The sequence below is a fragment of the Fibrobacter sp. UWP2 genome, from assembly GCF_900141705.1.
GTDB lineage: Bacteria > Fibrobacterota > Fibrobacteria > Fibrobacterales > Fibrobacteraceae > Fibrobacter.
Window position 1 is genome coordinate 1 of the sequence record NZ_FQYM01000050.1, and the last position, 9957, is coordinate 9957.

A 9957-nucleotide genomic window follows, 5' to 3' on the forward strand; every position below is an offset into this window, starting at 1 on the left:
TTGTGTTTGATTTGTGGTTATTTCAAATCTAAAAATTGGAACATCCTATTTTTTTACCCCCTTAGTGGAATTTGCGAAAGAAAATATACGTTACCTCGTACACAGCCGGGAAGTTCACGATAGCTTGGCCGAACTGCTTACGGTCCTTGGCGTAGGCGAGAGCTTCGTTGTAAGCCATCTGGCTGATACCCACGGACTGGGCGGCAATGCCGAGGCGAGCGCCGTTCATGAGGGCCATCACGTACTTGATGAGACCGAACTTGCGACGGCCGCAGAGTTCAGGAAGCTCGCCAAAATGGACGCTGACCATGTAACCGCATGGAGCAAGGGTGGCGCAACCGACCGTGCCAACTGCGAAATGCTCTGCAAGTCGCATAACAGAGCCAAAGGGAATCGGTAGTAAAATAGGTGTAGGCGGAAATTCGCCACCTCGATTTGTCTATTTGCAGATGGAATGTTAAATGAAAAAAATCTCGACCATTAGATGCCCGAGATTTTTTTGATATTACTTAAGTTGTCTTACTAAACGTAATCCTTGAAAGGTTTTTACTGCTCCATTTCTTGCATCACAATGTGCACTGAGATTCATATTTTCAAGTGAATCAGTCAAAAAGCCACCTTTGCATGTTGTAAATCTTTCGTAATCGTATAGATTTTTATTCTCCAATATGACATTTTCACATACCAATCCCATCATATCATAGAGTCCAAATGCGTTAGGCTTCAGCATTCCAACTGGTTGAGAATTTTGTTTCCATTCTCCGCATGATTCTTTCTTCCACTCGTCGCTTCTTGCAAATATTGGATCATCAGAATTACGGTTTCCAAACCAAGCATATTGTGCTGCTAAATTGGAATCTTTTATGCCACCCCAAATGTTGGCGTAATTTTTTTTGTTACCGCCTCTAGCTAACGCCATCCATTCGTCATAATAAGGTAGGCGATAACCATTAGCTTTTTTGTTGATTTTTACAAAAATCATATCCCAATCAGCATTTGATTTGAAAAAAGCGTATCCTTTAATGTAAAAATCACTATTTTTTTTGTTGGTTGAAAAATTGTCTGGATTATTGTCTATCTTTAAAGTGTAAACTGGCTGCAAGCCATCTCTTATGCTACGATTATTCGCATAAATAAAGGCATTGTATAGAAATACACGAATTGCAGCAGAATCATGAATATCGCATAAATCATTTTTATTCATCTCCTTCTTTTTTTTGATCCAAAAATTATAATTTTCAGGATATTTGTCGTTTGTCTGTGATGGAATTGAATCCCATAAAACTTGGATAAATTCACATTCTGTCACTTTATATACATCTACAGCAAGAACTTTGTTTATTTTTTCGAATCTTGCTGGATCACGATCGTGTATTTGCCCGTATTGATTGGTGCTAATATTAACCATAGAATATCCGAGAAGGTGATCCTGCTTTGACAAATCTATATATTTCATCCCAACAAGAATGTTGAATGTGTAAACACTACCCAATTTGGTCGTGTACCAAATTTTCCCATTTTTGACATATTTCCCTGAATTTAAATGAATGCAATTAAGCTCTTTTTTATATGAGAAATCGTTTCCTTTCCATAGGCCATCATTTGCGCCATCTATACAGATTGTGTAATTTGTATTTTTCTCCATTTCAAGCCAATGAATTGAATCTTTCAATGAGATGTGAATGGTATCTGGGTTGTTATAAATTTGTTCTAAAATACTATTGTTTTTTCCTATATCGTGATTTGTTTTTGCCAAGGCTTTGGGGCCTTTAGTTTTGTTGGAAGGACCAACCATTGTTCCATCCATTTCATACAATTTATCGTTTGCAGCAAAAGATGCTACAATTAGAATAAATAGAGTGATGAAGGTTATTCTTGTATTTTTCATAAATGACCTACTTATCTTTAAAACATTTCTCACTGTTGCGAATACATTCCCATTGATTTTCTGTTGCGTATGGAGGTAAATCGTTGTGATTTAAACTGTAGCGCTCGTTTTTTCCGGTTTGAACAACGAATAAAGGCCTATAACGTATGCGCTGCCCAGAAGGTATTCTCCAAAACATAATATTTCCCTCATCAAAGGCAAATGTGTTGTACATACTGGTATATGTTGCTGCGAACGTTGGCTCGTCATCAGCGATGTATAAGTCTGTTAATCCGTATGAATGCCCTATTTCGTGAACAATGGTATTTAAAGATGCATCGCCGTTTAAATGTGCGCCCCAAACAAGTCCGCCTATTACAGCTTTATTTGCTTTAGATTTGTATTCACACATTGTGACTTGGGCCGTTTGTGCATCATCAGGAACAAAAGGAAATACATCTGCATAGACAAAATACATGCACTTTCGGTCAAAAGATCCAGCGCCTGATATAGATGCAAAAAAAGAGTCCTCGTCTTTATTGTAGGTTCCGATTTTCATTTGTACCGGAATGCTGCTTTTGGAGCAATCATTATATAATCTCATGGATAAGGAATTTGCCTTTTTATTGCATATTACATCATCATCTCCGATTCCTATGGGTCCGCTTTCTTCTTCTTTTTGACACAAATTGATGACGGCATTGAGATTTTCATACACTTCATTTGTAAAGCCTTCAACCTTCCAACCTATTCGCATTTCATTTATTCCTAAGGCGAAATGTTTTTCCCGTGCATCCTGATAAGCGTTATTGAAAGCTTTGACTTTGCTGTTATAATCATCTATTAACGGTCCATAATTTGTTTCTGCATCGTCGCGTATTTTTTCGAGTTCGTCTAGTTCTTCTTTTAAGGTTGTGATTTTGCTAGAACAGTTTACATATTGTCCTTCTTTATAAGTACATTCTTTAATGAGCGCATCATTATATTCGTTTACTTTAGTGTTGTAATTGTTATAGGCTTCTTTGTAAACATCTTTTACAGGATCACTTAATTTGGCGGCTTCGGTCAGTTCATCGTATTCTTTCCCGCAACCATATTTATTTGTGTATTTTATTTTTTCATAAAGATCGTTTACGATAGGATATTCTATTTTTTTATGTCCAATAACTTTTTTTCCTTCGTCATCAAATATCTCGATTTGTTTTTTTCTTTTTTCTGTCAAGTCAACCCATAATTTATCTTCAAATCCTTTTTTACTATCTTTGAGATTGACCTCTGATGGAGTGACATCTGTAAACTTTGCATTAACGACTGCTTGAGACATTATTGTATTAAATCTCGTCATAACGTCGCCATTTGTATAGCAACCAGTTTTCCCCTTATCATTCAGACAACCGACAGCATCTTCGTTTCCAAGTTTAACGAATAAAACTTCTTTATACGAATCCTTTGGATAAGGAATTATATGCAAATACCTTTCCAATTTTTCGTCCCCGTTGAAAACTACATAATTTCCAGAAGATAATGGGATATCATCAATACAATCTGTTTTTTTACATATATCTTTTGCGGAAACGAGGTCTTTCTTTTCTACGTCTCCATTTTCTTTAATTTTGTACAAATGAAAATCTTCAGACGAATTTTTGTCTATTCTAATTTTTACATAGGCTGTTTTACCTGTTTCTACAGAAAGATACACGTCCTTCCCGCGGAATGCAGCTTCTTCATAGTCAAAATTAGAATATGGGTCTCTATCATAACCGTATTCATGCTTGTCTGACTCAAGAAACCACGCTAATGTTTCTTTCCAATGAAATTCTACAACTTCACCGTTCCCATAGGTTTCAAAATCATATTCCCCTTCATAAGGGATAATGTCTTTGATACTTAGCTTGTAACAATTTGGATCGTTTTCCTCACATCGAGGGGTTGGATTTACGTTATCGCTTGCAGAACCGTCATCGTCGCAAGCTTGTAAAATTAAAACGCAGAGCGATGTAAAAAGGAATTTTAAAACTTTCATCATAATAATCTACTTCTCCTTTGCTTCGTAATAGAAGTAATCTGTAACTGCGCCCATGTAAATTACAATAGCCTCGTCATACTCGCCAGCATCCTTCAAACGCTTGGAAAATAATATTGGCTTGCCTTCATTTTTTGTCATTGTTTGGAAAACGCATTGACCGTTTTCATCACCATTGCGGAAAACATCAAATTCAACAACGGGATCTTCGGTGCGTTTGTTTCCATCTTTATCTTTAACCCATAACTTAACGCGGGCTTTTTTTAATTTTTTTGTTTTCTTATTTCTGTCGATTGTTGCTTTCCAAACTCTAGCATAAGGTGAATGCATAAGATACTTTCTATGATAGGTGCCCATTACGGCGCTAATCAAAGGTATAGCAGGCTTTTTCGCCACCACGTTTCCTTCTTCGTCCAATACACCAAATGTTGCGTTCTTTGACGGCATTGCGTTTGCGTAAGGGCCCAAAGCAATTGCGTCATCTTCACGTTCCATATCCACAATGTCGTATTGTGGAGCGAAATTGTTCTTTACGCCAGCTTTCAATAGGTTTGACTTTTGATCAAGATTGATTCCTGCATCGTAATTCATATATTCGTTTTCGCCGGCTGGATTATTTTCGTTTGCGAGTTTGGGGTCGCCGATGTAGATGTTTGTTCCTATGTAGTTTTTCGAGAAAGATGAATTTGTTGCGCTATAGCCGGCGACAACTTCTTCTGCACACTCTCCTGTGCATGTTGCCGTTGTATTCTTCCAGAAAATGCTGTTGCCTATAGAGCCTTTAGCCTTGCCTGATATTGCTCCATTTTTTGTCGTAGCACCGTTTGCGAAGAATGTTGCATTCCAAAGGTTTAGGGTTGCGCCATCATTGTTGATTGCACCGCCATTGTCCGCAGCATGGTTGTCATAGAAAATTGCGTTGCCGATGTAGGTGTTGCCACCTAAAAGATTTATGGCTCCACCGTTAAGAGCAGTCGTATTGCTCAAATAGATTACATTCAGCATGCTGATTTCTCCCTGAGCAGAGATTGCGCCGCCATTTCCTTTCGATGTATTCTGTGTGAAGTGAGTTGTTTCGAGATACAAGGAATCACTTGTTGCCAAGGCTCCGCCGTTTTTGTTTGATTTAGACTTTGCGATAACGATGTTTTTCAAAAGCAGTTTCTGGTTGTCGGAATGGATTGTTCCACCGTTTTCGGCATTGAATCCATTTTCAAGGCGTAGGCCGATAATGCTGCGTGGAGAACGACCTTCGATTTCCACATGAGTATTTCCGCCCATGTTCAAAAGCGGGAGATCTTTTTCAGAATTCAAATCCCAAATGTCACCCTTGTATCCGACCAGTTCAAAACCGACTTTCCAAGGAACAATGCCGTCCGTAAAGTTGTCGGCCACATTCCAAACGCCACCCGCCATGTTAATTTCGCGGCCTGTCGCCTTGGCTGTTTCGAGAACAGTCGCGAAGTCGCCCACGGCAGTCGCTGCGGTAGTACCGTCGCAACCCTGCTTGCACTGGGTCTGCGGATTCCAGTAGATGCGGTAGTTTGCACTCTTGGTAAAATTGAATACATAACTGCTACTGAACGCTTCGGCGGGGAACCCCGAAATCATGTTCCTGGTCAGCGATATGTTTGCGGTTACATTAGAAGACGGAAGTTCGACCGTTGTCGATGTTTCGCCGTTCACCTTGAATTGGGCGTTATCCGCATAGACAAACATTTCGATAGCAGACGCGGAAAGCGGCAACTGTGAAACATAGCGGAACACTCCAGGCTCAAAGAACGGTCCGAAATGTTCTTCGCTGTGGGAGATTTCGGTTGCCCGAGGTTCCTGAGAAACCGTAGATTGCGGCTCTATCTGGAATTTGTTGGCATACACGGCTCCGACAAGGTGCGATCGCGACGGAATGCGAACGAATGCGGACGGTGCGACGAATTTTCCAAAATACAAGCCGTCCGTTCCCATATCGACATTCTCGCCGGCGACATTCCATAAAATTTCGCTGGGGTTTCCGCCCGTAATGGAGAACGTGTTGCGGTCGCCGAAGCGGACATTTCCCAAGACATTTATTGTAATCGGGCCGGAAGTCAAGTCAAACGCAAACTCGGCGTCAGGTTCCGTAAAGATATTCTGGAAAGTATAAGAACCAGAAGAGAAATGAACTTTGGATCTTGCATTGGCATAGAACGCACCGTAATTATTCGGCGATACTGTAACGTTTTGGTCAAGTCCAACAGAGACTGGAGTCACCCCTGCAACGATGTTTGGAATTCCGACAATAGGCTTTGATAGAGTTGCCGCACTCTTTGTCTTGGCTACGACACCGTTTTGTTCCTCGCATTGGCTAGTATAACGCAAATCACCGCTGATGTTCGCCCGTTCACGCAAGAAACAATGGCTCGAAGCATCGACATTACCGTAAATCTTGGAATCCACCCCAAGTTCAAGATTTTGACCGAATACATCGCCCAAAGACATGGAATTATCACGGAAATCGACCATGTCGGCAACGACAACGTATCCCCAATCGCTTGCAGATGTTGCATAAGAATTGTTTCCGCTTATATTTTGGTTCGAACCGCAGTCAAGGCAATTCAGACTGACATCAGAAAGATAAACCGTCCCGGAATTTTTACCAAGATTGAATTCAAATCGGGCGTTGCTGACATTGCCCGACTGCATCGTGAAAGTCTTTGTTACAGTCCGTCCGTTTACGGTCGCCGCAACTTCACCGAATTCGGCGAAAGCATCATAAGGGAAACCATCGCGCCCGATGCGAACTTCTACATAGCGGCGGGCACTAACACCCTGTAGGTAAAACTTGACTTCGTATGTCTTGCCAGCCTGTAATTCGATATTGCTGCGGGTCAGTTGAACATGCCAATAGTCCGAGCCACCATTGGCTACAGAAACAAAGCCCTCGTTAAAGGTCGCATACGCCCCTTCGTAATTTGCAAGACTCCATTCAGAATACGGGAAATTAAGAGCAAAAGCGCTATCTAGCCCTAATAGACAAAGAATGGCAAAAATATAAGAATGTAACTGTTTCAAGTTTTCCTCTTGTTGTTTTCAAGGAAACGACAACGTAGCAATATTTTAACATGTTGTCAACGCATTTGGTAAATTTTTCGTATCAATTCTTTAAATATGTTGTTAACTGTTGCAATCGCGTTAGGGATTGTGACCGCTTGAGGACAAGACCCGCCAGCGGGGCTTGGTTCTGGGAGGTGAGCGGCAAGCGTAAGCGAAGCCGATTGCCCCCAGAATATAGCCCGACCCACGCCAGTGGGGAACGCCCATAGACTACTCCCCCACTGCCGAAATCATCAAGGGCAACGGCGAGTTCCTCCCCGTCTCCAAGATGCCTTGCGACGGCGTGTTCCCGACCGCTACCACCAAGTACGAAAAGCGCGACCTCGCCCTCAACATCCCGAGTTGGAATCCGGACGCTTGCGTGCAGTGCGGCAAGTGCGCTGTGAGCCGTAGGCGAATGAAATTGGTAAGGCAATTGAAAATAATTATACCGTATATTCAAAAAGTTATCAAGCGAAACCTTGGAACGATTCGCCAACAGAATTTCTTTGCGATATAGATTAGTTTTTAAATTAAAGACGAATGAAGAATTTCTTCACTCGTTTTTATTATACTGATTCAATTTTATTCTATTTGTGAGAATTCCACCAAGTGGGATTTGTTATGTATCGTTCGAGCAAATCGTAACGTCTGAATGCAGTCGCAATGGTTCTTCCATCCAGTTCGTTAATAGCTTCTTTCTGAAAATACTCGCTGAGCATTTTGTAGAGAAGAGTTTCACCGAGTGTAATTAAATTTAGTTTATTCTCATCAAAGAACGAAAGAATGGCATGAAAATTTCTATGATCAATATTCTTGTATTCAATCTGTTTCTGTTCTAGAAGCAATTTACCCACAATGTTAGACATAAAGTGTGTTTCAAACGGTCTAATCGCATCACAATTGGGTTCGCCGGAATGATGCTTCCTTATCGCATCACAATATCTGAAAATTTGCACAGCGACAATCATCTGAGCGGCATTTACATTGCCAAAAATTTCATTAAAATAACTACCAAAAAGGTCGTTCTTTCTATACCTTGCTATATGAGGTTTGTTACGCCATACAGAAAGAATGGCTTCCGCCGCGACCGTTGACGGGATTGCGTTTATCGCAGTACTATAATCACGCTTGCGTCTGTATGTGAATCCTAATTCGGCAGCCCCTTTTTCTAACAAGGTTTGCTTTTCATCGTTGGCTTTTAAATCCCTAAGATCAACAGGGTTTTGACTGTTGGTGGCGTAAGTAATATCTCTTATCGTCTGTTCGTCATCGCTAAGTTCGTAGATTCGAACGAGTACAAAGATCTGGGAAAAATCCAATGCTGGATTTTCCTTTATCGTTTGGTATATCGTTTTACAGGTCTGGCCACCATTGATTATTTGCAGTGAATCGAGTTTGACAATCCAGTTGGATTGTTGCAATCCATTATATGCAAATTTTTCGCAGACCAGCGTCAACCCATTGTTGTAAAAAAAGAAATTCTGCTTCTTTTGGGCGTCAAGAAGCGTCTCTACAATCCCGTTGTTGACAGCATTCTTTCCCAAGTATCGACGAATATTCTTTTCTAAGAGAGAATCGCCATATTGTTCAAAAAGAGAGAAAACCTCTGTTACGGGAATCTTTCCGAGAATGACCCGTTTGTAATTAAAGTTTTCTTGGATCGCCGCACCAGACAAGGTTAGTTGCGTATTTATTTTTTTAGGGCTTGTTACGTATTTTACAATGTCTGTATGGTTGTAGTGAACAAATTTTACTTGGGGTTGATTGCCAAAGGTGTTCTTGATGTAGCTATCACCCGTTTCATCCCATTTCAAGCCGTTGTTTAGCATGACGAAAGTCACGTATGGAATATGACCTTCAAGAATGAGAGAGCGGATTTCATTGACTTTTGTTTGACTTTGTTCGTTTAAAACCATGTGCGCCGACGGGTCAAAAACGCACTTTACTGTGTTTACAGCCTTTTCAACTGCATTTGCAGGAAAGTTTGTATCAGAGTCCAAGTTTCGTGTATACTTGGATTGGAAAAGAATGACATTAAGCTGCATGTCAGCACCATCAACAATATAGGCCGCGTCAAAACCGCCATCATTCCGCCCTTCCGTAATGTATTGTAGCGTGTCAGGAATGTCAAGGTCCAAATAAGCCGACACGCCCAACATGAGAAACGCCTTAGAAATGTTCTTTTCCTCGGATTCCGTAAAAATACTTGGGTTCTCTTTGATAAGCCCAAGAATTCGTTGATCCACAATTTGCTTGGCAATGTCCATTATTAATGTTTCCTTAGCTATTTTATAAAATAAACTATTTTAGTGAGAATGTCAACACCTTGATATCGCACTCAGACATTTTTGAAGTTCTTATTTTTTATTGCAATCAACAACTGTTGAATATCAATTTTTTTCATAAAAATGTAGTCATAAGAAATATAGATAATGTCAGTTGTTTTGGGCACTATAATGCAAGATGGAGAACCTTAAACCGGTAGTGGTGGTATGATTTAGCTCCAAGAAGGGGGGATTTTTGTGAAAAGGCTTTGTCCGAGAGCGAAGGCGCTTCTACTTTTGTAGAGGCTGTTTTGTCCAAGAACGAAGGCGCTTCAACTTTTATAGATGCAGTTTTGTTCATGTGCGAAAGCACTTGAACATTTGTAGAAGCACTTTTGCTCGTGAGCAAAGGTGCTCCAACTTTTGCGGGAGCGCCTTTGTCACTTGTGTATAAACGCTTGGACATTTGTAGGAGCCGTTTTGTCCGTGAGCAAAAGCCCTTGAACTTTTATACAAGCGGCTTTGACCGTTTGCAAAGGTGCTTCTACTTTTGTAGAAGCACTTTTGTCCGTGAACAATCGTGCTTGAACTTTTGTAGAAGCGGTTTTGTTCAGGAACAAAGCCGCGAAAACAGAAGATGCCCCAAAGTTAGTTGAAATTTCTGCAACCAAAAAGAAAAAGGTGGTCTCCAACTTGTAAATTTGGTTCAGCAAAAAAACACCAAGCAA

At 40.6% G+C, this 9957-nt stretch carries 6 protein-coding genes and 2 pseudogenes; 2 read left to right on the plus strand and 6 right to left on the minus strand.

Annotated features, from left to right (window positions below; translation table 11 throughout):
• Window positions 1-91: 91 nt before the first annotated feature.
• Window positions 92-280: pseudogene (locus BUB55_RS14800) on the minus strand (acyl-CoA dehydrogenase family protein); the annotation flags it as partial.
• A 3-nt stretch (window positions 281-283) separates the two neighbouring features.
• Between BUB55_RS14800 and BUB55_RS14805 the strand changes: the two are divergent.
• Window positions 284-400 (plus strand): annotated as a pseudogene (locus tag BUB55_RS14805) (HNH endonuclease); the annotation flags it as partial.
• 105 nt (window positions 401-505) lie between these two features.
• Here the strand turns inward: BUB55_RS14805 and BUB55_RS13315 are convergent.
• The 3 genes from BUB55_RS13315 to BUB55_RS13325 are packed head-to-tail and all read right to left on the minus strand — an operon-like array spanning window position 506 to window position 6941.
• Window positions 506-1888, minus strand: a complete 1383-nt coding sequence (locus BUB55_RS13315) for an SUMF1/EgtB/PvdO family nonheme iron enzyme (RefSeq protein ID WP_073192307.1) — start codon at window positions 1886-1888, stop codon at window positions 506-508.
• 7 nt (window positions 1889-1895) lie between these two features.
• On the minus strand, window positions 1896-3893 hold the full coding sequence (locus BUB55_RS13320) for a hypothetical protein (protein ID WP_073192309.1): 1998 nt from the start codon (window positions 3891-3893) through the stop codon (window positions 1896-1898).
• 6 nt (window positions 3894-3899) lie between these two features.
• Complete coding sequence (locus tag BUB55_RS13325) at window positions 3900-6941, minus strand: carbohydrate binding domain-containing protein (protein WP_073192311.1); 3042 nt, start codon at window positions 6939-6941, stop codon at window positions 3900-3902.
• Window positions 6942-7215: 274 nt separating this feature from the next.
• On the opposite strand from BUB55_RS13325, the gene BUB55_RS13330 reads away from it, so the two are divergent.
• Window positions 7216-7482, plus strand: a complete 267-nt coding sequence (locus tag BUB55_RS13330) for a hypothetical protein (protein WP_255369507.1) — start codon at window positions 7216-7218, stop codon at window positions 7480-7482.
• A gap of 70 nt (window positions 7483-7552) precedes the next feature.
• Here BUB55_RS13330 and BUB55_RS13335 read toward each other — a convergent pair whose 3' ends face one another.
• Window positions 7553-9232, minus strand: coding sequence for an AIPR family protein (locus BUB55_RS13335; RefSeq protein ID WP_073192315.1), 1680 nt, complete (start codon window positions 9230-9232; stop codon window positions 7553-7555).
• A gap of 437 nt (window positions 9233-9669) precedes the next feature.
• A partial coding sequence (locus BUB55_RS13340; RefSeq protein WP_234971946.1) for a hypothetical protein occupies window positions 9670-9957 on the minus strand: 288 nt, incomplete at its 5' end.